Source organism: Alcaligenes sp. Lyrl_28, assembly GCF_051948705.1.
GTDB lineage: Bacteria > Pseudomonadota > Gammaproteobacteria > Burkholderiales > Burkholderiaceae_B > Alcaligenes > Alcaligenes ammonioxydans.
In genome coordinates this window covers 584,466-610,878 of the sequence record NZ_JAYJLG010000002.1, presented here as the reverse complement: position 1 = coordinate 610,878, position 26,413 = coordinate 584,466, and the positions used below count along the sequence as shown (strand labels likewise).

The following is a 26,413-nucleotide window of genomic DNA, read 5'->3' as shown; positions in this document are numbered from 1 at the left end:
TATACCGGCGCTCCTCTTATAACAGACCCAGCATTCGTGGAAACGCCAAGGAAACAGCGGGCACGAAGGTAGTGATCAATTGAACCGGAATGGCGACGAATACGATCATGGCGATGGCCGGGCCAAAAGAGCGATGGACTGTCACCTTACTGATGCGACAGGACATGTACAGCACCGGCGCCATGGGCGGGCTGTTGGAACCCACAATCACAGCACACGCCACGATGGCGGCAAACTGAATCGGATTGACGTCCGCCACGCCTACCAAAGGCAGAAGCAAGGGAGCGACGACAACGGTCAGCGACACGTCGTCGATAATCATCCCCACCAGAATCAAAAACACATTGACCATCAACAAAATGCCGATGGGACTATCGACCAGTCCTGTCACAAAAGTAGTCAGGTCCTGTGGCACGCCCTGCGCCACCAGGATACGACCGATCAGGAAAGAGAACAGCAAGATCAGAATAACTGTGCCAGTGGTCTCGGCCGTGCGTACAAAGCTGTCGCATAACTTGCGCAAAGTCAGCTCACGATACACAAAGCAGCCAATCCCAATCACGAGCACAACCGCCACCGCCGCTGCCTCGGTTGGCGTGAATACGCCCCCGTAAATCCCCCCCAGAATCAGCACGGGGATGCATAAGGCGGGAATCGCCAAAAGCAGGCTTCCCAATGCAGAACGACGGTCTGTATCGGAGGCTGGTGGCGTGGGCTGCTCTTTGAACCAACGTCCTGCGACCACGTAATTAAACAGGATCAAACCCACCATCAGGAGCAGCCCGGGACCAATTGTTGCCGCAAAACAGGCCACCACGGACTGCTGGGTGACAACCGCAAACAAGATCATGGTGATCGATGGTGGGATCAGAATCCCCAGCAAAGAAGAAATTCCCAGCAAGGCCGCTGAATAGGGGCGCGGATAACCACGCTGCTCCATGGGGTCGACCAGAATCGTTCCGATCGAGGCAACCGCTGCAGAAGCTGTACCCGAAATGGCTCCGAACACCCCGGAAGCCAGGACCATGCTGGCCCCCATCCCCCCGCGGCGGTTCTTGACCAGCATTTCGGCAAAGCCAACCAGCCGGTGGGCGATCCCGCCGGCCTGCATCAAATACCCCGCCATGATAAATAAAGGCAAAGCCAGAAGAACCAAGGAGTTCAAAGAGCGAAAACCCTGCAGCATCAACGTATTCAGATTGACGTCATACACCCAGGTCAGCAGCAAAAGCGTACCGGCAAAAGACCAGGCCACCGGCACTCCCACGCCCAGCAGGAACAAAAGCAGGAGAACAGAAAAACCAGCATGCATGATTAATATTCTCCCCGTTGCAAGGCCATCCAGGACTCATAGACATCACGCAAGCCATAGGCCAGACTGCCGAGGGCATTGAGACCGATAGCTGACTGAGGAACCCAGACAGGGATAGACAGCTCGGCCATCGTGGTGGAAAAACGCGATCCCCACATGAACATGCGCAAGGTCCAATAGGCAAAGGCCACCACAATTAGCAGCACCAGCACTGCCACACAGAATCGGTGAATCGCTCGCGCACGCGGCGTTTTCAAACGATGGGACAGGTAATCCACCACCAGATGCTGACGGGACTGGCTGGCGATCAGCGCCCCTGTCATGTACAGCCAAATCGCCGCCACCATCACAATGGTATGGACACCGGTTGCTGGCCAGTGGAGGTAATAACGCGCAGCCACCACGTAGGCCAAACCTGCCGCCACTACAATGCTGGACACAATGGCCAGCCATTGAAGGGCGATCAGGGCCGGGCCTTGCTTGATCGGAAGGTCCTCACTCACAGTCATACTCCCTTGTACGCCGCTGCTTACTTCAGCGCCGAGGCATTTTTCTCGATATGCGCCATGATGCTATCGCCTACCTGCGACTTCATGGACGGCCAGACCTGCGCGCGGACATGCTCTCCCAGCGCGGCCAGTTGATCCTTGTCAAGTTCGATATAGTGTTTGCCCAAGGCTTTCCATTTCTCGACCACTGCCGCGTCGGTCTCTTGAGCCTTGGCGAACTGATCCTTCATGATGGCGATGGCCGAAGCCTGAACGACTTGCTGCTGCTCGGGCTTCAAGGCCTCCCAGGCCTGCAGGTTCATGGACAGCACACCGGTAATAAACTGCTGCTTGCTGCGCACGTAGTAATCCAGCGTGTCCCGGAAGTACTCGTAGTCGTAATAAATGACGTTGGCTGCATCGCCATCGACCACGCCGGTCTGAATCGAGGTAAACACTTCACCCCAATCAATGGCGGCCGTCTGGTAACCCATGGCCTGCACGGACTGCTGCATCAGGGCGATAGGAGGCACGCGCACCTTGATATTTTTGGCGTCCTGCACGGTCAGCGCATGTTTGCCTTTGGTGGCCACTCCATTGAACCCTTCAGGCCAGGCGCCAAAAAACTTCAAGCCATTTTCCTTATACACACCATCCAGGGTTTGATTCAGCCAGCCACCCGGTTGATAAGCGGCCAGCGCCTCCTCCCAGGTGGTGAACATATAGGGCGTATAGATCACCGCGATGCGCTTGTCGTAAGAGGTCATGGGCCAGTTCAGCATCAACTGCACGTCACCAGCCACATGCTGGTCGAACACCTCCTCCTGACCACCCAACTGGTTTTGATAAAACACGCGCGGCGACAAAGCGCCTTGCGTGCCTTCTTTAATCAGAGCCGCCCATTTCTCGATGGCATCACCACTGGGTGAACCTTGCGCGCCCGAGTCCGTCGCAATGCGCATGGTTTGCGCGGACGCGGTGGCCGCGCTCAGGCTGAACATCACAGTCAGCAAAGTCTTGCTCAACAGCTTCATAACTCCTCCTGGGTATCTCTTTTAAATTTGTTGTTCACACTTTGAGTATCAGGCTTCCGCCCGGTTTCGCCACAGCTCCCAGCCCAAACGGGCCCGGACGCCGATATCCAGAAACGGGCGTGGCGGCAAGGCATCGGGTTGCCCCAAAGCCTGCATATCGGCAATCAAGGGATTGTCCAGACCGCAAGCCAGATCCGCGACCAACATGCCCGAGATCGTGCCCTTGGTCAGCCCCACCCCGTTCTGGCACACTGCGGAATACACATGCGGGGCCACCTGACCAAAGCCGGGCGAGCCGTTACGGGACAGACAGATGAAGCCCGTCCAGGTGTGCTCCATTTCCACGTTCTTCAGATTCGGGAAACGCTCGTCAAACAGGGTTTTGTGCTCAATGCGCACGCGGCGACGGCTCTCGTCATCGCTACGCAAACTGGGAGCGTATGTCATGTGCTGACGAATCAGAATGCGCTGGTCATTGGTGCGACGCATGGTAATGCCCACAAAGGCGTTGGCGGGCGTCAAACCCCAGCTGGGCAAACCACCCAGTTCGCGCTGTTCGCTTTCCGTCAGGCAACGGGTCAAGCTGGCATGAGCCGCCATCGGCATCAGCTTGCCGCTATAAAAACCGAACTGCTCCGCAAAGACGTTCACGGCCAGAATCATCTTGCCTGCACGAACCTTGCCACCGGGTGTTTCCAGCGTGACGCCATCGCCTTGCTGCAAGGACAGCACAGGTGTTTTTTCGTAGACGGTGACGTTGGGAGGCATATTGTCGGCCAGACCACGCGACAGACCGGCCGGGTTCAACAACACGGTGCCGGGGGTATAAATGCCTGTGCGGAAATGCTTGAATCCCAGCTTGTCGTGCAGCGCCTTGCCGTCCAGCCACTCATGCGGTTCCTTCAAGGACTCCAGCACTTGCAGCGTAGGCTTCAAGGTTGTGCGTACGCCTTCCTCGGAAACCGCGGCGTGGAACTTCCCGATGGGACTCCAGTCGCACTCGATGCCGTAACGCTCGACCTGGGTTTTCAAGTAAGCAATCGCGGTACGCGCCAGGCGTACATGCGAGCGGGCGGCATCCAGCTCGCCCATGGAACTGCCGACGTTATGAGGGCTATCAATTGCAAAGCCGGAGTTTCGGCCTTGCGCGCCCTCGCCCACCTGATCCGCTTCCAGCACAACGATGCGATCGCCGGGGCGATTCTCTGCCAGGCGACGGGCTGCGGCCAAGCCGGCCAGGCCACCACCGACGACCACCCAGTCAGCGTGCACGTCGTTAGCCAAGGCGGGCTTGGGTGTGCGGGGAGCCAGCAAGCGACTCCAGCCATTGGTCTTGTCGTTCTCGGGCAGACACGTAATGTTCTGGATGCTCATGTCGCCGCCCGTGCGCTGGCCCAGTTGCTGGGGTGCAGACAGTAATGAATCAGCGCGGAGTCTGCTTCATAGATCAAGGGGGTGCCAGCAGGCAGCCAGATGCAATCGCGCGGCCCCGCCTCCAGAATGCCCTCAGGGGTGTGAATGCGCATGCTGCCCTCAATCACCGTCACGACCTCGTCATACAGCACGGTCCATTCAATACGGGCCTGATTCAAACGTGCATACCCCGCCCCCAGAGGCGTACCGTCATCCTCGCCCACAATCTCCGCCAACTGCGCCATCTCTGGCTTTTCCTGCCGAGGCTGAAAGACCAAATCGTCAAAACGCATTACTCTCGGCAACGCTTTTTCTCTTGTCATGCGGATCACCAAACACAAGTGGTTTTAGAACATACATAGTTGTATGTTGAGATGGTAATGAGTCAGATTTGGTGAGTCAATGACATGGAGTATGGGGATTACCCTGCGATCAGTTACGTTTTTTGTTTAAACCTGAATGATTATTTTCAGTAGATGAAGCGCCGTAAAAGACTGAAAGCCGGGGCCTAACTACTTTCAATCAGGAGCAACAATGGCCAATCCATAAAACTTAAAGCCGGAGCATCCAGCTCCGGCCGTTTCAATTAATGAACGCTTACGGAATCCATATCCTTATTTCTGGGATAACTGGCAAATTGCGCCACCATCGCCGTGCTGCTGGCATCCAAACCGTGTACCTCGACATAGGTTCCACCACGGCGCAATTTCAGCACAACCCGATCCAGCGCTGCGACCGAGCTTAAGTCCCAGAATCGTGTCTGGCTTACATCGATGCAAATGCGCGCCACTTTCTCCTGGTAGTCGAACTTCTCAACAAAGCTCTCTGCAGAAGCAAAAAACACCTGCCCAAACACGACATACGTACGGGTCTGGGCATCCTGGCTAAGGCTGGAGCTAACTTGCAAAACACGGCGAACTTTATGTGCAAAGAACACGCCAGAAAACAAAACGCCTGTCAGTACTCCCTTGGCCAAATCATGCGTGGCCACCGTTACCACCACCGTGGCCAACATGACGACACTGGATGTTTTGGGGTGAACCACCAGATCCTTGATCGAGCGCCAATTAAAGGTGCTGATAGAAACCATCACCATCACAGCGACCAGGGCCGCCATAGGTATCTGCTTCACCCACTCCCCCAGGAACACAACCAGTATCAAGAGCACCACACCCGCCGTTAAGGTGGACAGGCGACCGCGGCCACCGGATTTCACGTTGATCACTGACTGACCAATCATGGCGCAACCAGCCATGCCTCCCACAAAACCCGTAGCGATATTGGCAATACCTTGACCGACACACTCTCTATCCTTGTTACTCGTGGTGTCGGTCATATCGTCCACAATGGTGGCCGTCATCAATGATTCGAGCAGGCCCACGACACATAGGGTGGCAGAATAAGGAAAGACAATTTGCACGGTCTCCCACGTCCAGGGAACCTGTGGGATCAAAAAACTGGGCAAACTGTCCGGCAAGGCTCCCATATCGCCGACGGTACGGATATCCAGTTCCAAAACCATGTACACAATACTTAGAACAACAATGGCCACCAAGGGCGAAGGCACCGCCTTGGTGAAATAAGGCAATCCATAAATGATAAGCAGACCTGCCGCAGTCATCGCATAAACGGGCCAGGCGACATTGCTTAACTCTGGCAATTGGGCCATAAAAATCAAGATAGCCAACGCGTTGACGAAGCCCGTGATAACCGACCGAGAGACAAACTGCATAAGCTGGCCGAGGCGTAAAAACCCAGCCAACATTTGCAGTACTCCTGCCAGAATGGTTGCAGCCAACAGATAGTCGAGCCCGTGCTCTTTCACCAAGGTCACCATCACTAAGGCCATCGCCCCGGTCGCTGCCGAAATCATCCCGGGTCGCCCGCCAACAAAAGCAATAAGCGTCGCGATAGAGAAAGAGGCATACAGACCGACTTTAGGATCGACTCCGGCAATAATGGAAAATGCGATCGCTTCAGGAATAAGGGCCAAGGCCACCACCAGGCCAGCCAGCAAATCACCCCGAACGTTGGAGAACCACTCTGTTCTCATTTTTTCAATAAACATGAACACTGCCCTTAGCAAACAAGGGATAGACGCGCTCACAACGCCCTACTCCACAAACAAGGGCAGAACGTGCAAGGCAAACAAGAGCAAGCCCGTAGCGATGGAGAGCTACAGACCAGTCAAACAGGTAGGGGGCAAGAAGAGAGCGCTCTTGCAGCGCTAGTGCCACTTAGGGCGGTGTAACGGAGTGGAAGTGTCCGCGAGGCATGGCTGCGCCCCGGTAATCCAGCGGTTCCAATGTGAAGTAAGCAAGGGCAGCCATAGCCGTCATTGTACTCAGAAAACAAAAGCGTTTCTTGCCTCTGGAAACAAGCACCCGACTAAACTGGAAATCGGCCAAACAACCGACCTCCAGCATTATCTTGATCTATGAACGGGTGTACGGAAGCAGCTCCTTAATGGCGCCGTCAGCGCTGCGCCGGGCCATCTTGCATCGAGACATCCGTCACTTCCTCGCTTTGCCGCCGGGCTTTCTGCTCCCGCAGAAACGCCAGAGCACGGGCAGGATCACGAGTACGGGCAAAGGGTGGCAAACCCCGCCACAGCAATTTGCCGTAGGGTTTCTCGACAATACGGGTGTCACCCACCATCAACACGCCCCAGTCGCGCTCGGTACGGATCAGGCGCCCTGCTCCTTGTTTCAAGGCAATCGCGGCTTCTGGCAGTTGGTATTCCATAAAGGGATTACCACCTCGATCCTTGCACTCCTTGATACGCGCTTCCAGCACGGGATCATCAGGTGGCGCAAAGGGCAGTTTGTCGATTGCCACCAGAGTCAGTGCATCACCGGGCAGGTCAATCCCTTCCCAGAAACTGGCGCTGCCCACCAGCACCGCATTGCCACGCGCCCGGAACTCATCCAGCAGCACTTGCCGCGATCGCTCTCCCTGGCGCAGCACGTTACGCTCAATGTCTTCCCGATCGAATCGATCCCGCAACATCTCAGCGATTCGCTCCACCGAACGCAAGGTGGTGCACAGCACCAGCACCCCGCCCTGCCCGGCCTTGATCAGGGGGATGAGCGCATCCACGAAAGCCTGATTGAAATTCGGATGACTGGGAAGCGGCAAGGTGCTGGGCACATAAAACAGTGCCTGATTCGGATAGTCGAACGGTGAAGCCCAGGCTTCGGTGCGAGCATCAAACAAACCGAGCTGTCGCTTGAAGTGGTTGAAATCGCCATGCACCGACAAGGTGGCCGAGGTCAGCACCCAGGACTGCTCCTTGCCTCTGTAGCGCGAAAAAATCTTGGCCACCGATAAAGGAGCACTGTGCAAACGCAAATAGTGCTGGCCACTTTCGACCCAACGGACAAACTCATCGGGCTGGTCCTGCTCTTTTTCACTTTCAGGCAGGTAGGCATGGCGCCCCTGACGATCCGGCTGGCTCCACTGAAACAAACGCGCCCGCAAGTCCAAGGCGCTTTTATGAGCCGCGGCCAGATCAGGATGCCGCTCCGCCACCATGGCCAGCATCTTGATGACCTTGTCGAAGGTTTCCAGCAAATGCTCCAGCGCTTCATCAAACAGCTCCGGCTCGGGCAAGGCCTGGAACGTTGCACGGCCACCTTGAGCCGCCAGCGACGCGGTTCGCAAATGCAAATCCCGAGCGGCTTGCTCCAACTTGCGGGCGACCTGACTCCAGTCCACGGTCTCGCGCGCCTGGGCCAGACCTGCCGCTTCAATCTGCCGACACAAATCGGTCAATTGGTACAAGGACACGCTACTACCCAGAAAACGGGTGGCCACGTCGGGCAATTGGTGGGCTTCGTCAAACACCACCAGATCCACGCTGGGCAGCAAATCCGTCACACCCTCTTCGCGCAGGGCCAAGTCGGCCATGAACAAGGCATGATTCACCACCACCACATCGGCATCCTGAGCATGGCGGCGCGCTTTCATCACGAAACAGTCACGTACAAAGGGGCAATCCTGCCCCAGGCAATTATCTCGTGTGGACGTGACCCGATGCCAGATGTCCGCATCCTCAGGGACTTCGGCCAGTTCGCCTTTGTCGCCACTACGACTGCGCTCGGTAAAAAGCTGGATGGCTCGCAGATACGCGATCTCCGCACGGGACTTCAGGGCTCGGTCGTCCTGTCCCAAGCGCTCCAGATGGTAATGGCAAACATAGTTGCTGCGCCCCTTGAGCAAGGCCACATCCACCGGCAGGGCCAGCGCCTTGCGCAAGTGGGGAATGTCGCGCCGGAACAATTGATCCTGCAAGGTGCGCGTGCCGGTCGAGACCAGCGCTTTGCCCCCTTGCATGAACACAGGCACCAGATAGGCCCAGGTCTTGCCCGTTCCTGTACCGGCCTCGGCGATCAGCACGCCGGAGTCGGCGACCGTTTCGCTGATGGCTTGGGCCAGCTCCAGCTGAGCCTGCCGCGGACGATAGTGCGAGACAGACCCTGCCAGGGGGCCCTGAGGGGAAAATATATCGGAATAATCCTGCAACAACATGGGGCAAAACCGCTAAGGGTGAGGTGATGAAAGACAGAACTGTCTACAATCACAGTGGAATACATACAAGATGATACCTGCCAATTCTGGGTCGCTGCCGGTCTTTATGGCAAAATGCGGCGCTTGCAGACCCTTTTACAACGATGGACCCATAACTGAAATGACTGTGGAAACCCTCGCCCAGCAACAGGATCACCAACAGATTCTGGCGCTACTGGCCTCTGAACTGAACATCCGCATCCAACAAGCCGCCGCCACGGTCGAGCTCTTGGACAACGGGGCCACGGTCCCTTTTATTGCCCGTTACCGCAAGGAAGCCACCGGTGGCCTGGACGATAATGTCCTGCGCGATCTGGAAGTGCGCCTGATCTATTTGCGCGATATGCAATCGCGTCGTCATGCCATTCTGGAATCGATCCGCCAGCAAGAAAAACTGACGCCCGAGCTGGAACAGGCCATTTTGGCAGCGGACACTAAGCAGCGTCTGGAAGACTTGTACGCCCCTTACAAGCCCAAGCGTCGCACCCGTGCCCAAATTGCCCGCGAAGCGGGTCTGGAGCCGCTGGCAGACGCCATTCTGGCCCAAAAAGAGGCCGATCCACTGGCCCTGGCCGAAGGCTACCTGAATGCCGAGGCCAAAATCGACACAGCCAAGGCCGCTTTGGACGGCGCCCGCGACATTTTGGCCGAGCGCTTTGCTGAACAGGCCGATCTGCTGGAAGCCATGCGCGACTATCTGTGGAAGTCCGCCCACCTGTACTCCAAGGTTGCCGAAGGCAAGGAACAGGAAGGTGACAAATTCCGCGACTGGTTCGACTTTAACGAAGCGCTGCGCCAACTACCTTCTCACCGCGTACTGGCTTTGTTGCGCGGTCGTCAGCAAGGTGCGCTGGACCTGCGCCTGGGCCTGAACCCCGAACAGGATCAGCTTTTGCCGCACCCTTGTGTGCTGAAAGTGGCGGAACTGACCGATATTGGCGCTGACTTTTCCGCCGACGCCAGCCCACGGGATCACTGGTTGGCCGAGGTCTGCCGCTGGACCTGGCGCGTCAAGTTGCTGACGGCGTTTGAATCCGAGCTGATTGGTCGTCTGCGCGAACAAGCCGAGCAGGAATCCACCCGCGTGTTTGCCGCCAACCTGCGCGATTTACTCTTGGCCGCCCCCGCGGGCAATAAAGCCGTTCTGGGCCTGGACCCTGGCATTCGTACCGGCGTCAAAGCCGCTGTGATCGATGCCACCGGCAAGGTACTGGATACCGCCACCGTCTACCCCTTTGAGCCTCGTCGCGACCGCGAAGGGGCAATTCGCACCCTGGCCGGTCTGGCTACCCGTCACCAAGTTGAACTGGTAGCCATTGGCAACGGCACAGCGTCGCGTGAAACAGAAAAACTGGTGGCCGACCTTCAGTCGGCCTTCCCGCAACTGCCACTGACCCGCGTCGTCGTGTCCGAGGCAGGGGCATCGGTGTACTCTGCTTCGGAAATGGCTGCCCAGGAATTTCCTGATATGGACGTCAGCCTGCGTGGTGCCGTCTCCATCGCCCGCCGCCTGCAAGACCCCCTGGCCGAGCTGGTCAAGATCGACCCCAAATCCATTGGTGTCGGGCAGTACCAGCACGATGTCAACCAACGCGAGCTGGCCCGCAGTCTGGATGCGGTAGTCGAGGATTGTGTGAACGCAGTCGGGGTGGACGTGAACACTGCTTCTGCTCCCCTGCTCGCTCGGGTTTCGGGGCTGAACAACACTCTGGCCAAAAACATCGTGTCCTGGCGTGACGAGAACGGGGCTTTCCAGAGCCGCAAACAATTGCGCGAAGTACCCCGATTCGGCGAGAAAGCGTTTGAGCAGGCAGCGGGCTTCTTGCGTATTCCCGGCGCAGCCAACCCCCTGGACGCGTCTGCCGTTCACCCCGAAGCCTACCCGGTTGCCGCTCGTATTCTGGAGCGCTTACAGGCCCAGGCCAGCGATGTCATGGGTAAATCAGGCGCCCTCAAAGGCCTGTCTCCCTCGGACTTTACGGATGAGCGCTTTGGTTTACCCACCGTGCGTGATATTTTTAACGAAATTGAAAAGCCCGGTCGTGACCCACGCCCTGAATTTACAACCGCCAAGTTCCAGGAAGGCATCAACTCCCTGAATGACCTGACGCCCGGTCTGATTCTGGAAGGCGTGGTCACCAATGTGGCCAACTTTGGTGCCTTTGTGGATGTGGGTGTCCATCAGGATGGCCTGGTGCATATCTCCGCCCTGTCGGACACCTTTGTGAAAGATCCACGTGATGTGGTTCGCGTAGGTCAGACGGTTAAGGTTAAAGTCCAGGAAGTGGATGTAGCCCGCAAGCGTATTGGTTTGACCATGCGCCTGAACGACGACAGCGCCCCGGTGCGTGGTTCCAGCAGCACAAGCAACGCTCCCCAGCGCCGTTCCGGAAACAACCGCCCCAACCGGCAAGCTGAACCGGCACCAACAGGTGCCATGGCAGCGGCCTTTAGCAAACTTCGGAGATAAGCCATGACTGAGACCGAGCGCCTTTCCCAACTGACGCGTCTGCTCAATCTGCTGACCGGATTTGATCAGGAGGAGCAGGAGATTGCAGCCATCAGCCAGACCGTTCTGGCTGCCAGCGCCAGTACAGCGGCGATGGGTGAGGCCTATGGCAAGCATGCCCAGAACCTGATGGAACATGATCCGGATGGCGCTCTGGTCCTGGCCATCAGCTACGAGCTGGATGACTATCTGGCACTAGCCGATACCGTCGATGAGCTGTGGGAAGAGATTCTGGCCGCTTTTGAAAGCCGGGACCTGCCCGCTTTTCCTTACGACGACATGCCTTTCCAGGATGTGGACGGCTTTTTTCAGTGGGCGAATGAACAGTTGCAGGAGTTTCACCCCTCCTACTGTCTGCTGGAGTTTGCCCAGAGCTATGACGAGGAGTTCCAGCTGATCGTCGTCAAACGTGAGCACCTGGACGAAATTCTGACGCTCTGCGAGCAGTTGGACATACCAGCCCAGGCGGCAGAATAAAGACTAGCTGCACAATCTGAACAAAAGTAGCGAGCCCTGCGTGAGCATTCATGCAGGGCTCGATGTTTTGTGTCAGGCGCACATCACTCCCAGCCCTGGCTGAACCTCACCCTCGTCAAGCGCTTTTATGCCCATGCACCAGTGGCTTGAGGCGTTGGCTCGTCAGGACGGGACGTAAAACCCAACATCAGGGCAGCTGCAGACTCCATCCCAAGGAGGGATCAACCCTGCAGCGCATCATCCCTGCTAGTCCCGCATCGAGTCCAAAGCGGCGTGGACGGCGTCACGCTGATCGACCGATACCCGCGCGACTTCTTCCCCTGCGCAATGAATCTGCAGTTCCGAGCCCTCTTGCCTGACCACCTCATCAAATGCCGCCGTCTGCAAGGCCTTGATCGCTACACCGGCCTGCTTGGGGTCCGCATAGGAGCGGGACAGAAACAAGGCTTGACCCGCAGCGTCTTGCAGGCGGAAACGGAAAGTACCATCCTCATCGCGGAAGTTCACGAAGCGAGCTTTGCGAGCCTTGGATTCCGTTTTGACGGCCGTCACGCTCAATGGGTCACGCAAGCCAACCGCGGCTTTCAATTCATGGATGAAAGGCGTTGCATAGGCACGGGCCTTACGGGCGCCAACTTGCAACAGGTCTTCAATGTCTTGAGGACGAGCCATCAGGGCTTCGTAACGATCCCTCATGGGAGCAATCATGGCTTCCAGCAACTGGTGCAAGGCATCCTTGGCCTCGCCCCAGGCCATGCCCTCGATCAACTGCTGCCGGAAGGCTTGAGTCTGCTCGGGTGTCGCAAATGCCTTGTACAAGGCTGTCAGGTGCGAATCATCCGGATCTTTTGGCTCGCCCGGGCCTTTGGAGTCCGTCACAATGCGGGCAATGGCTGCCTTCAATGCCTTGGCGCCACCCTCGAACAACGGGATCGTGTTGTCGTAGCTCTTGGACATCTTGCGCCCGTCCAGACCGGGCAAGAGTGCCACGTCTTCTTCGACCTGCACTTCGGGCAACACAAACAGCTCTTGGCCACGACCATACAGATGGTTGAAGCTCTTGGCGATATCACGGGCCATTTCCAAATGCTGGACCTGATCGCGGCCCACTGGCACTTTGTGTGCATTGAACATCAAAATATCGGCCGCCATCAGCACGGGGTAGCTGAACAACCCCATGGTCACGCCATCATCAGGCTCGGCCCCCGCCAGCTCATTCTTGTCCACGGCGGCTTTATAGGCATGGGCACGGTTCATCAGGCCTTTGCCGGTCACACACCCCAGCATCCAGGCCAGCTCTGGAATCTCCGGAATATCAGATTGACGGTAGAACGTTACTTTTTCCACATCCAGGCCGCAGGCCAGCCACGTCGCGGCAATCGCACGGCGCGAGATGGCCACGCGCTCTGGATCGTCGCATTTGATCAGGGCATGGTAATCGGCCATGAAGAAAAAGGCGTCGACATCGGCTTGTTGGCTAGCACGGATGGCGGGACGAATCGCGCCAGCATAATTACCCAGATGTGGAATACCGGTTGTGGTAACACCGGTCAGTACTCGTGTCGTCATGATAAAAAATACGCTTATAAAACTACGTGTCAGGGTCAGGAATCAGGTGCCCGGGCCAGGGCCGCACCCCATTCCTACAAAATAACTGCCTGGCGCCGTTCTGACTCCAGGTACTCGCGCGATTGCATTTCCATCAACCGCGAGACAGTACGGTGGAATTCATTAGCCATGGGGCCATCCACATACAACTGTTCCTCGGGCACCGCCGCGGACATAATAAACTTGACCTTGTGGTCGTAAAAAACATCGACCAGCCAGGTGAAACGCCGTGCGGCAGAAGCATCACGGGCCGTCATACGGGGAACATCGGACAGGATCACAGTCTGGAAACGATTGGCCAGTTCCAGATAGTCGTTCTGTGAGCGTGGGCTCACGCACAGGGTTTCGAAATCGAACCACACGGCCGAGCCGGACAAGGCCACCGCTTTCACATCCCGATTTTCGATACTGAGCACAGGCTCTTGAGGAGCCGTGTCAGACAGGGCGGTGAACATGGATTGCAGCTCTGCGGTGGTCTCCGGCCCCAAGGGCGTCAGATAGGTTTTCACCTGTTCCAGCGCACGACGACGGTAATCCACGCCGGTATCCACGTTCATGATATCCATGTTCTTCTGGATCAGCGCAATGGCGGGCAGAATGCGGTCGCGGTGCAGACCTTCCGGATACAGCGTGGAGGGCTCGTAGTTGGACGTCATCACAAAGGATGTGCCGCGCTCGAACAAGCCCAGCAGCAGCTTGTACAGAATCATGGCGTCAGCCACGTCCGAAACATGGAACTCGTCAAAACAGATCAGGCGATAACGCTTGGCGATACGTTTGGCGACCTCGTCCAGCGGGTCGCTCATGCCCTTGACCTGATTGAGCTCTTTGTGCACGCCGCGCATGAATTCATGAAAGTGAATCCGGGTTTTACGCTTGAGCGGCACTGTCAGGTAGAAAGCGTCCATCAGGAAGCTCTTGCCACGTCCTACGCCTCCCCATAAGTACACCCCACGCGGCACCTCCGGGCGGGAGAACATACGGCGCAAGGCGCTGGATCGCATCTTGCGATAGGCCACCCACTCGTCGTAATAGCGTTGCAGCCGCTCAATAGCCTGCTCTTGCGCCTGGTCGGCACGGTAGCCTTTTTCTGCTAGGGCCTGATGGTAATACTCGCGAACATTCATAGCACTGAAAATAAAAGAACCTGTCCAGGACAGGTAGTGATCTGCCAGCCTGCGCTGCGGCCCGCCGCAGCACGGCTATTAAGGCAGGCTCTGAGCCTTGCAGCGCGGTCACTATCACACACATGCCAGCCCTGCCAGACTGACGTGAACAGCCTTTGGTGGCGAAAAAAAGGGCGAGACTGTGCCCGCCCTTTTCCCACAACACCCTGAAAGTCTATCAGAAGTTCAGAGCGCGCTTATCCACTGCGAGAGCCGCTTCTTTCAGGGCTTCGGACAGGGTTGGGTGTGCATGGCAAATACGGGCGATATCTTCGGATGCGCCACGGAATTCCATGATAGCAACCGCTTCAGCCACCAGTTCGGAAGCCACAGGACCCACAAAGTGGACACCCAAGACCTCATCGGTCTTGGCATCCGCCAGAACCTTCACAAAGCCGGTTGTATCACCCAGTGCGCGGGCACGGCCGTTAGCCAGGAAGGGGAAGCTGCCAGCGCGGTAAGCACGGCCGTCCGTCTTCAGTTGCTGTTCGGTCTTGCCAACCCAGGCGATCTCGGGCGAGGTGTAGATAACCCAAGGCACGGTGTCGAAGTTGACATGCGGCTGCTGACCAGCCAGACGCTCGGCCACGGCCACCCCTTCTTCTTCCGCCTTGTGCGCCAGCATAGGACCACGAACCACGTCACCCACTGCCCAGATACCGGGCAGGCTGGTCGCGCAATCCTCGTCCACAATCACAAAGCCACGCTCGTCCAGCTTCAGACCGATGGTTTCCGCGCCCAGGCCGGCGGTGTTAGGAACACGGCCAATGGAGACGATCAGCTTGTCGGCTTCCAGTTTTTGCTCGGCGCCAGCTGCATCCACGTAGTTGATGGTGACCTGTTTGGCGGACTTTTTGATTTCGCCCACTTTCACGCCCACGTTAATCTTCAGACCTTGTTTGGTGAAAGCCTTCAATGCTTCCTTGGCAACGTCGCGATCCACAGCGGACAAGAACTCGGGAGCCCCTTCCAGAATGGTCACTTCAGCACCCAGGCGACGCCACACGCTGCCCAGCTCCAGACCAATCACGCCGGCGCCAATCACGGCCAGCTTCTTGGGTACCTTGGGCAGACGCAATGCGCCATCGTTGGACAGAATTTGTTCTTCGTCGAACTCGGCACCGGGCAAGGCACGGGCCGAGCTACCGGTCGCAATGATGACGTTTTTGGCAACCAGCTCTTCAGCATTGGCACCGGCTACGTTCACGGACCAGCCGCCATCCACTTTGGCGCCAAAGGAGGCGGTGCCGTGAAAAAAAGTCACCTTGTTCTTTTTGAACAGGTACAAAATGCCATCGTTGTTTTGCTTGACGACCACATCTTTGCGACCGATCAGCTTGTCCAGGTTCAGCGATACGCCCTTGACGTCCACACCGTGCTCGGCCAGGTGCAGATTGGCGTGCTCGAAATGCTCAGACGATTGCAGCAAGGCCTTGGAAGGAATGCAACCCACGTTCGTGCAGGTGCCGCCAGGAGCGGGCTTGCCTTCAGCGGTCGACCAGGCGTCCACACAAGCAACGCTCATACCCAGTTGAGCCGCACGGATGGCGGCGATGTAGCCACCAGGGCCCGCACCAATCACGACAACATCAAATTGCTTAGCCATAAAAAAAATCCCATAAATGTGAAAAGGCACACTGGACCGTCTGCGAGTCAGACGGGAAGCAGTCAAGCCGGAAAAACCAGCCCCCAGGGCCTTAAACAAAGCCGGCCAAGGCTTAGAAGCAAGCACTTGGCCGTAAACATACTAGACCGGAACTACCACGTGCTTAGACGTTCAACAGCAAACGCTGTGGATCTTCCAGGGCTTCCTTCATGGCCACCAGACCCAGAACGGCTTCGCGGCCGTCGATGATGCGGTGGTCGTAGGACATGGCCAGGTAGTTCATGGGGCGAACCACGATCTGACCATTTTCCACAACGGCGCGATCCTTGGTGGCGTGAATGCCCAGAATGGCGGACTGTGGTGGGTTGATGATGGGAGTGGACAGCATGGAGCCGAACACGCCACCGTTGGAGATCGAGAAAGTGCCGCCTGTCATCTCTTCCAGAGTCAGCTTGCCGTCACGAGCACGGGCGCCGAAATCAGCAATCTGCTGTTCGATTTCAGCAATGCTCAACTGGTCGGCGTTGCGCAGGATAGGCACCACCAGACCGCGTGGGCTACCAACCGCTACACCAATGTCAAAGTAGCCGTGATAGATGATGTCTTTGCCATCTACCGAGGCGTTCAACACGGGGTACTTCTTCAAAGCAGCCACTGCGGCTTTCACGAAGAAGGACATGAAACCCAGCTTGACGCCGTGCTCTTTCTCGAACTGGTCTTTGTACTTTTTACGCAGATCCATCACCGCCTGCATGTTGACTTCGTTAAACGTAGTCAACATGGCGTTTTCGGACTGCGACTGCAACAGACGCTCGGCGATACGGGCACGCAGGCGGCTCATCGGTACGCGCTGTTCTGGACGACCATCCAGGGACAGGGTAGGAGGAGCCACGGGAGCGGCGGCAGGCTTGCTGGCGGACGCGGTGTTAGCTTGCAGTGCGTCACCCTTGGTGATGCGACCGCCACGGCCGGAGCCTTCCACGGAGCTGGCTTCCACGCCTTTTTCAGCCAGGATCTTGGCGGCCGCAGGCGATGCTACGGACGATACCGATGCAGCAGGAGCGGCGGGAGCGGCTGCAGGTGCAGCCGCAGGAGCGGCTTCAGCGGCAGCGGCTGGAGCGGCAGCGCTGGCCTTGCCTTCGGTGTCGATACGAGCCAATACATCACCGGAGGTCACGGTGCTGCCATTGGCTTTGACGATCTCGCTCAGCACGCCCGAGGCAGGGGCGGGAACTTCCAGCACGACTTTGTCGGTTTCGACTTCGATCAGGATTTCGTCAGCCTGGACCATTTCACCAGGTTGTTTTTTCCACTCCAGCAAAGTGGCTTCGGAGATGGATTCAGAGAGTTGGGGAACCAGAACGTCGGTAAGTGCCATGATTATATTTTCCGTATTTAAAATTTTGGGTGCGTTATTTGGTCAGCATGAAGCCTTTGCGAGCGCCGAAAGCCTGCTCCAGCAGCGCCTTGTGCTGTTCCTGGTGCTTGGCCAGGTAGCCTACGGCGGGCGAAGCGGACGCGGCGCGGCCGGCGTAACCCAATTTCTGACCTTCGCTCATGTTCTCGTAGATGTGATGCTGAACGTAGAACCAGGCACCCTGGTTTTGAGGCTCGTCCTGAACCCAGATCACTTCCTTGGCGTTGCTGTACTTGGACAGCTCTGCCTGGAAGGCCTTGTGAGCAAAGGGGTACAACTGCTCCACACGGATAATGGCAATGTCGCTGCGCTCTTGTTCCTTACGGGTGTTGACCAGGTCATAGTAGATCTTGCCCGAACACACCAGAACGCGCTTGACAGCGGCTGCATCAATGGCCTGATCCGTTTCACCGATCACAGGCATGAAGTGGCCTTCAGCCAGATCGCTCAGTGGCGACGTGGCGTCTTTGTTACGCAGCAAGGACTTGGGCGTCATGATGACCAAGGGCTTGCGGAAAGGACGAATCATCTGACGACGCAGAACGTGGAAGATCTGGGCGCCATTGGTAGGCTGGACAACCTGAATATTGTTGTCTGCACACAGTTGCAGGAAGCGCTCGATACGAGCCGAAGAGTGCTCCGGACCCTGACCTTCATAACCGTGTGGCAACATCAAGGTCAGACCGCAATGACGGCCCCACTTGGCTTCACCCGAGGTAATGAACTGGTCGATCACTACCTGAGCGCCGTTGGCGAAGTCACCGAACTGGGCTTCCCAGATGGTCAGGATATTGGGTTCTGCCGAAGCATAGCCATACTCAAACGCCAACACGGCTTCTTCGGACAGAACCGAGTCGATCACCGTAAAGGACGCCTGGCCCTCGGAGACATTCTGCAAAGGAATATAGGTGCCGTCGTTCCAGCGCTCACGTTTTTGATCGTGCAGCACGGCGTGACGGTGCGTGAACGTGCCACGACCCGAGTCCTGACCGGTGATACGGATGGCATAGCCATTGTTGACCAGGGTGGCAAAGGCCAAGTGTTCGCCCATGCCCCAGTCAACCTGTGCCTCGCCCCGTGCCATGGCACGACGGTCGTTCAGCATGCGGTTGACCAGCGGGTGAACGGTAAAGCCCTCGGGCACGGTGGTCAGTTTTTCGCCGATGCGGGTCAGCTCGGACATGGGCAGTGCGGTATCCGCATGGTCTGTCCATTTTGCGCCCAAGAATGCAGACCAGTCCGTAGCGTACTTGTTCTTGTAATCGGTCAGAACCGGTTCCACCGTCCGTTTGCCGTCTTCCATCAATTGACGGTAGGCTTTAACCAGATCTTCGGGCTCGTTCTCGGACAACACACCCTGCGCAACCAGCTTGTCAGCGTACAGCTTGCGCGTGCCATTGTGCTGACCAATTTTCTTGTACATCAGCGGCTGGGTCATCGAGGGCGTATCTTGCTCGTTGTGACCCAGTTTGCGGAAGCAAACGATGTCAATCACCACGTCGTGCTTGAACTCGCGACGGAAATCCAGTGCCAGCTGAGTGACGAACACCACGGCTTCGGGGTCATCACCGTTAACGTGGAAAACAGGGGCCTCAATCATCTTGACCACGTCGGTGCAATACAGTGTGGAGCGTGTATCGCGTGGGTCAGACGTTGTGAAACCAATCTGGTTGTTAATAACGATGTGCAGGGTGCCACCGGTACCGTAGCCACGGGTCTGGGCAAGGTTCAGTGTTTCCATGACCACGCCCTGACCGGCAAACGCCGCATCACCGTGAACCAGTACGGGCAGAACCTGGCTGCCGTCCTCATCGCTGCGACGATCCTGACGTGCGCGCACCGAGCCCTCGACCACGGGATTAACAATTTCCAGGTGAGAGGGGTTAAAAGCCAGAGACAGGTGTACTGGACCGCCGCGGGTGGACAGGTCGCTGGAGAAACCGTTGTGGTATTTCACGTCGCCGTCGGTCAGACCTTCGGCGTGACGACCTTCAAATTCGGCAAACAGGTCGCCGGGCATCTTGCCCATGATATTGACCAGCATATTCAGACGACCACGGTGGGCCATGCCCACGATGATTTCCTGAACGCCGTTCTCGCCTGCGTGATTGATGACTTCATCCATACATGCGATGAAGCTCTCGCCACCTTCCAGGGAGAAGCGTTTCTGGCCGACGTATTTGGTGTGCAGGAAACGCTCCAGGCCTTCGGCTTCGGTCAACTGCTGCAAGATGTTGCGTTTTTGCTCAACGCTGAAAGAACCTGTGCCGTGCACCGACTCCAGACGCTGCTGAATCCAGCGCTTGACGACCGGGTCGGAGATATACATGAATTCTGCGCCCACCGAACGGGAATACGTATCACGCAAGGCCTTGAGCATGTCGCGCAGCGTCATGGTGTCGGCTTTGGTGAAGTAGGTGTTGGTGGCGGAGTAGACCTGATCCAGATCCGCTTCGGTCAAGCCGTAAAAAGCGGGGTCCAGCTCGGGAATGTTGGGACGTTCCGAACGCTTCAGGGGGTCCAGATCAGCAATGCGTGCGCCCAGGGAGCGATAAGCCGCGATCATGGACTGGATGGACACTTGCTTCATGGCAACGGTCAGATCCGGTGCCTGCGCGCTGGTCAGGAAGGCATTGGCTTTGGCACGTTGCGCGAAGGACTCGACGATAGGCGCGTGCGCTTGATCGCGGGTGCTGTCGCGGCCGTCAGTAGCTGGCTGATGCTGCAGTTGATCGAAGTACTCGCGCCATTGGTCGGCGACGGAGCCCGGATTGTCGAGGTAGGACTCGTAGAGTTCTTCGACGTAAGGAGCATTGCTCCCGAACAGATAAGAGTTACTGAGCAGTTCTTTTTGCGATGACATTATTACGCTTCACCTATCCGAGTGTTTCACTCGTGTTGAGATGCAGGAAAACCTTCCGCGACACGGACCTCGCCGGTTAGCGGATAGCAGGAGCAGAAGGCAACGTGGGACGCCTTATACAAGCCGTATTGATCTAGTATAACGCCGCACACAAAAGGCGCAATTAATGACATCTAAAATGCTTGGGGACTGCACCAGACCGTTGGCATTAACAAACACATCGATCTATCACGCGGACGGATTCTTACAAAAGAAGCGCGCCAAATCATGATTGACGCCCCTTGCCTGCCCCACATGATGGAAAAATTCCGATATGCTAAACGGGTGCAGCAAGTACGCGCGTCGCCGGCCTCTTTTCCACCAAACCGAGCCCAGCCTGCCCTTGGTCACCTTGAGGCAGGCAACAAGCGTTGCCATGACATATGCTGCCTATAACAAATCAGCACCTACCTGGTGTCTGTATTTCTTATAAATTAGATTCACTTTTACACTAGAAAATCCTATCAGGAGCTTTACCAAAATGGATGCCAACGCCGATCTGGCCAAACTTGCGCTGGACTATCACGCGTATCCCACTCCCGGGAAAATCTCGGTGGTCCCTACCAAGACCCTAGCCAATCAAGATGACCTCTCGCTAGCCTACTCCCCCGGCGTCGCATCTGCTTGCATGGCCATCCACGCCGAAGGCGAAGAAGCCGCCGCCAAGTACACCTCGCGCGCCAACCTGGTCGCCGTGGTCACCAATGGGACAGCGGTACTGGGCCTGGGCAATATCGGCCCTCTGGCCGCCAAGCCCGTCATGGAAGGCAAAGGCTGCCTGTTCAAGAAATTCGCTGGCATCGATGTATTCGATATCGAATTGAACGAAACTGATCCCGACAAGCTGGTCGACATCATTGCTGCGCTGGAACCCACTTTGGGTGGGGTGAACCTGGAAGACATCAAGGCCCCCGAGTGCTTCTATATTGAAAAGAAGCTGCGCGAGCGCATGAGCATCCCCGTGTTCCATGATGACCAGCACGGCACTGCCATCATTTCGTCCTCCGCTGTTCTGAACGGCCTGAAAGTCGTCAACAAGAACATCGCCGACATCAAGCTGGTTTGTTCGGGCGCGGGCGCTGCCGCCATTGCCTGCCTGGACTTGCTGGTTGCCCTGGGCGTGAAGCTGAGCAACATCTTCGTAGCTGACTCGCGCGGCATCATCTGGAAAGGTCGTGACGAGAACATGGAGCCCAACAAGGCTCGCTACGCTCAGGAAACCGACGCCCGCACACTGGCTGACGCCATGGTGGGCGCTGACGTGTTCCTGGGTTGCTCGGCCCCTGGCGTACTGTCTGCCGACATGGTCAAGACCATGGCCGACAAGCCCCTGATTCTGGCGCTGGCCAACCCCGAGCCCGAGATCCGCCCTGAAGTGGCCAAGGCTGCCCGCCCTGACTGCATCATCGCCACCGGCCGCTCGGACTACCCGAACCAGGTCAACAACGTATTGTGCTTCCCCTTCATCTTCCGTGGCGCCCTGGACGTTGGTGCCAGCGTGATCAACGAAGAGATGAAGCTGGCTTGCGTGAAAGCCATTGCCGAACTGGCCCAGGTCGAGCAAAGCGACGACATGGCCACCGCGTATGGCGGCGAAGATCTGCGCTTCGGGCCTGAGTACATCATTCCCAAGCCGTTTGACTCCCGCCTGATTGTTCAAATCGCTCCGGCCGTGGCCCAGGCTGCGATGGATTCTGGCGTTGCCGCCCGCCCCATCGAAGACATGGACGCCTACCGTCAGAAGCTGATCGCCATGACCTACCACACCGGCCCGCTGATGCGTCCGTTGTACATGCAGGCCAAGGCTGCACCCAAGCGCATCATTTACGCTGACGGTGAAGACGAGCGCGTCCTGCGTGCTGTCCAAACCGTGGTGGACGAAAAGCTGGCTCAGCCTATTCTGGTTGGCCGCCCCAGCGTGATCGACATGCGCGTCAAGAAAGCGGGTCTGCGTCTGGAAGCCGGCAAGAACGTGCAAATCGTTGATCCTGAAGACGACGATCGCTTCACCGAAACCTGGACCGCCTACTACAAGCTCAAGGCACGTGAAGGCGTCACGCCGGACATCGCCAAAGCCATGATCCGCAAGCACAACTCGCTGATCGGCGTGATGCTGCTGCAACGGGGCGACGCGGACGGCATGATCTGCGGTGTGGCCAGCAACTACGACAGCCAGCTCAATTATGTCGAGCAAGTCATTGGCCTGAAGAAAGAAGCCCAGACTTTTGCCGCCATGAATGTGCTGATGCTGCCGACACAGACTCTGTTTGTGTGCGACACCCACGTCAACGAGAACCCCACCGCCGAACAGGTCGCCGACATGACGATCCAGGCCGCCGAGGAAGTTCGTCGTTTTGGCGTAGTGCCTCGCGTTGCCCTCTTGTCGCACTCGAACTTTGGCAGCCGCCAGACCGAGTCCTCGCGCAAGATGGCCAAGGCTCGTCAGATCCTGGCTGAGCGCGCTCCTGACCTGGAAGTGGACGGCGAAATGCACGCTGACTCCGCCCTGTCCGAGAAGATCCGCCTGAAAGCCTTCCCCGACAGCACGCTGCGCGGTTCGGCCAACTTGCTGATCACTCCTAACCTGGACGCCGGCAACATCACGTACAACATGCTGAAGATGACAGGCAGCAACGGTGTGGCCATGGGCCCCATCCTGCTGGGTGCGGCTCGCCCCATCCACATCCTGACCACCAGCGCCACGGTGCGTCGCATCATCAACATGACCGCCCTGGCTGTTGTAGATGCTCAGCAAGAAGCTCAGCAAAACAGCTAAACCTGTTTAGCTAACTGAAAACCGGATGCCGCTTTAAGCCGCATCCGGTTTTTTTTGGAGTGTCGCTGGACTGAAAACGATCAAAACAGACGTTGTCCTCAACAAGGCCTACAGGCTAGGCCAGAAACCCGTGTCTGCAGGCAATTCATCCACTGCTTCAAAAGACACGGCACGCAACAAAAAATGCCGCTCCCCACTCAAAGGGACTTACCGTGCTGCTGCCCTGCCCCCCCCCCAGAAGGGGGGAGGACAGAGCTCTCAAGCCATAGCAGGTGTCATCTGCCGTCCACGAGACAAACTCAAGCCACCAATGGTCAGTGCCAGGAAAATGGCAGCGGCAATCCACCAACCCATCGCCCCGGTAATCAAGGCCTGGCCAATCAGCCCTGCCTGAATGACGTAATACACCATGGGGATCAGGGTCTTGCGGACAATTTCCCCCTCACGGCCCAGCATGCCGACTACCGCCCCGGCGGCGACCACGTTATGAACACAAATCATGTTCCCGGCGGCCCCACCGACTGCCTGCAATGCAACCACAACAGCGGACTGGTCGATATTCAAACCAATCTGCTGTGCCGTAGAGAACTGGAAGTAGGAGAACATCATGTTGCTCACGGTATTGGAGCCTGCAATAAATGCGCCCAAGCTGCCCACCCAGGGCGAAACACTGGGCCATGCATGCCCTACCGCGGTGGCCGCTCCTTGCGCCAGCACCAGAGGCATGCTGGCGATAGAACCATCTGCCGCAGCCGAGTTGATGAACACCTGAACCATAGGCACGGCCAGCAACAAGGCAGGCGCTGCACTACCCATGGTGCGCAGCGAGTCTTTGACCCCCACCACGTACTGCTGGCCACTCATGCGGAAGATGGCGATACATGCCAAGGACACCACAATCAGGATTGTCCCCGGTGAGAACAACAATTGCGCCGATGTGGAAATACCCGTGCCGAAAATGCCTTCAATTCTGATGGTCGCGGACGGACCGGTAAGCCAGGCCTTAACGGCAGGAAAAGTGCGGGTAACGATCAGCAGCAAGACCACCAGCACATAGGGCGAGAACGCCCTCAAAACGGAAAATCGTTGCGGCGCCTCCGTATTGTCCATGGCAACCGTGCCCAGCCAATGAGAAGGCCATTGACTGCGATCGGGAAAATCAAATGTCTTACGTGGCGCAAACCATCCTTTCCGCGCCGCTGTCACGCTCAGCACCAGTCCCACCATCGCGCCCAACATCGACGGAAACTCGGGCCCCAGAATGACGGCGATCAAATAATAAGGAACCGTGAAGGCCAGACCCGCAAACAGAGCAAACTTCCATGCACCCAGCCCTTCGGCAAAGGAGCGGCGCTCACCAAAGAAACGGGTCAGCAGACCGCAGAGCAACAAGGGAATCACAAAACCGGTCAGAGCATGGATCAGAGCCACATTCTCGACAATCTGCTGCAAATACTCCATCGGCTGCATGGGCGCAATGGCAGCGGCCACGTCAGCTTTGTTATCAATGCCCGAACGCACACCGACCAGCATAGGCGTGCCGACTGCGCCAAAGGACACCGGCGTGGACTGAATGATGAGTACGGACATGACGGCAGCCATGGCCGGAAAGCCCAGCGCCAGCAGTAAGGGCGCCCCTACCGCGGATGGCGTGCCAAACCCAGAGGAGCCTTCGATCAGGGAGCCAAACAGCCAGGCCACAATAATGACCTGAATGCGACGGTCGGGCGACACATCCATAAAGCCCTGCCGAATCGCTTTCAAGGCACCGCCCACCTTGAGCGTATTCAAAAGCAGAACAGCTCCAAATACAATGAACAGCAAGGTCAAGGCGGTCACAATCCCGTTGACGGTAGCGGCTGCAATCACCGCGGTCTGGCTACCCCAGACAAACAAGGCAAGTAGAACCGTCACCAGATAAGCGGCCCCCATCGACAACTTGGCTGATCGTCCCATCACCACCATCAATAGAAAGACGACCAGCAATGGCGTCAGGGCCAACAAGGTGTATAAAAGACTCATCCCGGATTCTCCTTTGTGTGACTACATGTACGCAGGAAGCACTTCTGTTAAAGGACAAAAGACCAGCATGAAACAGATCTTCGGGCAGAAAGGCCGCTTCCCGTTTTGTATTTTTGAGCATCATAGCGGTATTACCACCTTTGTATTACCAGCACAAACCCTGACTAGTTTGGCCCCTACCCTCACCAAAATCCTGTGAAATCAAATAAAGTGGTAATACCAATATCCGAGAAAGCCTCTCCCATGACCAAGCAATCCCGCTCTCGCCTGTCAGACCAGGTTGCAGAGAAAATTCGTCAGCTGATTCAGGAGAAACATTTGCAGCCGGGGGACCGCATCCCCTCCGAGCGTCAATTGGCCGAGCAACTGGAGGTCTCGCGCGTGCCCATACGGGAAGCCTTGCGCTCCCTGTGCTCTGAAGGCCTGCTGGTGACCCGCCGCGGCGGCGGTACCTACGTTCAGGATAGCGATCTGATGAACTGGCCGGCCCAAAGCATTGCGCCCCTGGAAGAGTTGATCCATGAAGACCCGCTGTACCGCTACGATGTCCTGGAGGCGCGCCGCGCCCTGGAGGCCAGCACGGCCTGGCATGCAGCGCACCGGGCGACAGAGGCGGACAAAAAGCGCATTGAGCACTGTTTTCAGGTCATGGTCCGTCACCAGCAGAATCAGGATGCAGATCTCTCGGCGCGCGCCGACGCGCAATTTCATCTGGCCATTGCCATGGCCTCGCATAATGTCGTACTGCTGCAACTGATGAACGGTTTATTCCAGCTGGTGTTCTCGACAGTGAAAGAGAACCGACGGGCCATGTTCGAGTTCGACAATGCCCGCGAAGTCGAGATTCTGACTGAACAGCATGAGGGAGTGATGAAGGCGATTCTGAACGGGGACGCAGACCGGGCACGCGAGCTGATTGGCCATCACCTTGATCACGTCCAGGCAAAAGTCCGGCTGTCAGAAGAAAACAAAGCACGTGAGCAACGCATCTTTCGCTTTAGTAACCCTCTCTCTCCACCGTGAGTGCAGCTGACTCACGCACCCGTATCCACTCGCGCGTCTGAAATCGGACTGTTTACAAAGGAAAAAAGCAAAAAAAAAGTGCACCATGTGG

General features: G+C 57.1%; 17 protein-coding genes. 4 read left to right on the top strand and 13 right to left on the bottom strand.

The features are described 5' to 3' along the window. Positions 1–16 precede the first annotated feature (16 nt). From VF694_RS07365 to VF694_RS07335, 7 genes are all read right to left on the bottom strand, one after another. Complete coding sequence (locus VF694_RS07365) at positions 17–1,312, bottom strand: TRAP transporter large permease (protein WP_440164008.1); 1,296 nt, start codon at positions 1,310–1,312, stop codon at positions 17–19. Positions 1,313–1,314: 2 nt separating this feature from the next. After that, positions 1,315–1,821, bottom strand: coding sequence for a TRAP transporter small permease (locus VF694_RS07360; protein WP_003802492.1), 507 nt, complete (start codon positions 1,819–1,821; stop codon positions 1,315–1,317). A 20-nt stretch (positions 1,822–1,841) separates the two neighbouring features. Further along, positions 1,842–2,834, bottom strand: coding sequence for a TRAP transporter substrate-binding protein DctP (gene dctP / locus VF694_RS07355; RefSeq protein WP_059318784.1), 993 nt, complete (start codon positions 2,832–2,834; stop codon positions 1,842–1,844). Positions 2,835–2,882: 48 nt separating this feature from the next. Next, positions 2,883–4,208 carry an NAD(P)/FAD-dependent oxidoreductase gene (locus VF694_RS07350; protein ID WP_059318783.1) on the bottom strand — a complete coding sequence of 442 codons (1,326 nt, stop codon included), beginning with the start codon at positions 4,206–4,208 and terminating at the stop codon, positions 2,883–2,885. Beyond that, a complete protein-coding gene (locus tag VF694_RS07345; protein ID WP_003802498.1) occupies positions 4,205–4,540 on the bottom strand; it encodes an ethanolamine utilization protein EutQ in 336 nt (111 codons plus the stop codon). Before VF694_RS07345 ends, VF694_RS07350 begins: the two co-directional genes overlap by 4 nt. Before the next feature lie 293 nt (positions 4,541–4,833). Further along, positions 4,834–6,315, bottom strand: a complete 1,482-nt coding sequence (locus VF694_RS07340; RefSeq protein ID WP_003802500.1) for a SulP family inorganic anion transporter — start codon at positions 6,313–6,315, stop codon at positions 4,834–4,836. Positions 6,316–6,722: 407 nt separating this feature from the next. Further along, positions 6,723–8,777, bottom strand: a complete 2,055-nt coding sequence (locus tag VF694_RS07335; RefSeq protein WP_003802502.1) for an ATP-dependent DNA helicase — start codon at positions 8,775–8,777, stop codon at positions 6,723–6,725. Positions 8,778–8,937: 160 nt separating this feature from the next. Between VF694_RS07335 and VF694_RS07330 the strand changes: the two genes are divergently transcribed. After that, entirely contained in the window at positions 8,938–11,286 is a 2,349-nt protein-coding gene (locus VF694_RS07330; RefSeq protein WP_440164007.1) for a Tex family protein, read from the top strand. Positions 11,287–11,289: 3 nt separating this feature from the next. Beyond that, complete coding sequence (locus VF694_RS07325; RefSeq protein WP_003802506.1) at positions 11,290–11,802, top strand: hypothetical protein; 513 nt, start codon at positions 11,290–11,292, stop codon at positions 11,800–11,802. A gap of 246 nt (positions 11,803–12,048) precedes the next feature. On the opposite strand, the gene VF694_RS07320 is transcribed toward VF694_RS07325, so the two are convergent. The 5 genes from VF694_RS07320 to VF694_RS07300 all read right to left on the bottom strand — a co-directional run bounded on the left by VF694_RS07320 (position 12,049) and on the right by VF694_RS07300 (position 20,462). Further along, positions 12,049–13,371: a tryptophan--tRNA ligase gene (locus tag VF694_RS07320; protein ID WP_003802508.1), complete on the bottom strand. Its 1,323-nt coding sequence runs from the start codon at positions 13,369–13,371 to the stop codon at positions 12,049–12,051. Positions 13,372–13,445: 74 nt separating this feature from the next. Further along, a complete protein-coding gene (gene zapE, locus VF694_RS07315; RefSeq protein ID WP_003802510.1) occupies positions 13,446–14,537 on the bottom strand; it encodes a cell division protein ZapE in 1,092 nt (363 codons plus the stop codon). A 217-nt stretch (positions 14,538–14,754) separates the two neighbouring features. After that, positions 14,755–16,182 (bottom strand): dihydrolipoyl dehydrogenase, encoded by a 1,428-nt coding sequence (lpdA, locus tag VF694_RS07310; RefSeq protein ID WP_003802513.1) that lies wholly within the window; start codon positions 16,180–16,182, stop codon positions 14,755–14,757. A gap of 163 nt (positions 16,183–16,345) precedes the next feature. Beyond that, positions 16,346–17,560: a 2-oxoglutarate dehydrogenase complex dihydrolipoyllysine-residue succinyltransferase gene (gene odhB, locus VF694_RS07305; RefSeq protein ID WP_003802515.1), complete on the bottom strand. Its 1,215-nt coding sequence runs from the start codon at positions 17,558–17,560 to the stop codon at positions 16,346–16,348. Positions 17,561–17,594: 34 nt separating this feature from the next. Further along, positions 17,595–20,462, bottom strand: coding sequence for a 2-oxoglutarate dehydrogenase E1 component (locus VF694_RS07300; protein ID WP_003802517.1), 2,868 nt, complete (start codon positions 20,460–20,462; stop codon positions 17,595–17,597). A 520-nt stretch (positions 20,463–20,982) separates the two neighbouring features. Here VF694_RS07300 and VF694_RS07295 point away from each other — a divergent pair. Beyond that, complete coding sequence (locus VF694_RS07295) at positions 20,983–23,277, top strand: NADP-dependent malic enzyme (RefSeq protein WP_003802519.1); 2,295 nt, start codon at positions 20,983–20,985, stop codon at positions 23,275–23,277. A 258-nt stretch (positions 23,278–23,535) separates the two neighbouring features. Here VF694_RS07295 and VF694_RS07290 read toward each other — a convergent pair whose 3' ends face one another. Continuing rightward, complete coding sequence (locus tag VF694_RS07290) at positions 23,536–25,299, bottom strand: L-lactate permease (RefSeq protein ID WP_440164005.1); 1,764 nt, start codon at positions 25,297–25,299, stop codon at positions 23,536–23,538. A 243-nt stretch (positions 25,300–25,542) separates the two neighbouring features. On the opposite strand from VF694_RS07290, the gene lldR reads away from it, so the two are divergent. Continuing rightward, complete coding sequence (gene lldR / locus VF694_RS07285) at positions 25,543–26,322, top strand: transcriptional regulator LldR (RefSeq protein WP_059318777.1); 780 nt, start codon at positions 25,543–25,545, stop codon at positions 26,320–26,322. Positions 26,323–26,413: the final 91 nt, after the last annotated feature.

What these genes read in the sequence shown, in the direction of transcription:
- VF694_RS07365 (WP_440164008.1), bottom strand. Translation starts at nt 1,312, where the DNA reads ATGCATGCTGGTTTTTCTGTTCTCCTGCTTTTGTTCCTGCTGGGCGTG.
- VF694_RS07360 (WP_003802492.1), bottom strand. Translation starts at nt 1,821, where the DNA reads ATGACTGTGAGTGAGGACCTTCCGATCAAGCAAGGCCCGGCCCTGATC.
- dctP (WP_059318784.1), bottom strand. Translation starts at nt 2,834, where the DNA reads ATGAAGCTGTTGAGCAAGACTTTGCTGACTGTGATGTTCAGCCTGAGC.
- VF694_RS07350 (WP_059318783.1), bottom strand. Translation starts at nt 4,208, where the DNA reads ATGAGCATCCAGAACATTACGTGTCTGCCCGAGAACGACAAGACCAAT.
- VF694_RS07345 (WP_003802498.1), bottom strand. Translation starts at nt 4,540, where the DNA reads ATGCGTTTTGACGATTTGGTCTTTCAGCCTCGGCAGGAAAAGCCAGAG.
- VF694_RS07340 (WP_003802500.1), bottom strand. Translation starts at nt 6,315, where the DNA reads ATGTTTATTGAAAAAATGAGAACAGAGTGGTTCTCCAACGTTCGGGGT.
- VF694_RS07335 (WP_003802502.1), bottom strand. Translation starts at nt 8,777, where the DNA reads ATGTTGTTGCAGGATTATTCCGATATATTTTCCCCTCAGGGCCCCCTG.
- VF694_RS07330 (WP_440164007.1), top strand. Translation starts at nt 8,938, where the DNA reads ATGACTGTGGAAACCCTCGCCCAGCAACAGGATCACCAACAGATTCTG.
- VF694_RS07325 (WP_003802506.1), top strand. Translation starts at nt 11,290, where the DNA reads ATGACTGAGACCGAGCGCCTTTCCCAACTGACGCGTCTGCTCAATCTG.
- VF694_RS07320 (WP_003802508.1), bottom strand. Translation starts at nt 13,371, where the DNA reads ATGACGACACGAGTACTGACCGGTGTTACCACAACCGGTATTCCACAT.
- zapE (WP_003802510.1), bottom strand. Translation starts at nt 14,537, where the DNA reads ATGAATGTTCGCGAGTATTACCATCAGGCCCTAGCAGAAAAAGGCTAC.
- lpdA (WP_003802513.1), bottom strand. Translation starts at nt 16,182, where the DNA reads ATGGCTAAGCAATTTGATGTTGTCGTGATTGGTGCGGGCCCTGGTGGC.
- odhB (WP_003802515.1), bottom strand. Translation starts at nt 17,560, where the DNA reads ATGGCACTTACCGACGTTCTGGTTCCCCAACTCTCTGAATCCATCTCC.
- VF694_RS07300 (WP_003802517.1), bottom strand. Translation starts at nt 20,462, where the DNA reads ATGTCATCGCAAAAAGAACTGCTCAGTAACTCTTATCTGTTCGGGAGC.
- VF694_RS07295 (WP_003802519.1), top strand. Translation starts at nt 20,983, where the DNA reads ATGGATGCCAACGCCGATCTGGCCAAACTTGCGCTGGACTATCACGCG.
- VF694_RS07290 (WP_440164005.1), bottom strand. Translation starts at nt 25,299, where the DNA reads ATGAGTCTTTTATACACCTTGTTGGCCCTGACGCCATTGCTGGTCGTC.
- lldR (WP_059318777.1), top strand. Translation starts at nt 25,543, where the DNA reads ATGACCAAGCAATCCCGCTCTCGCCTGTCAGACCAGGTTGCAGAGAAA.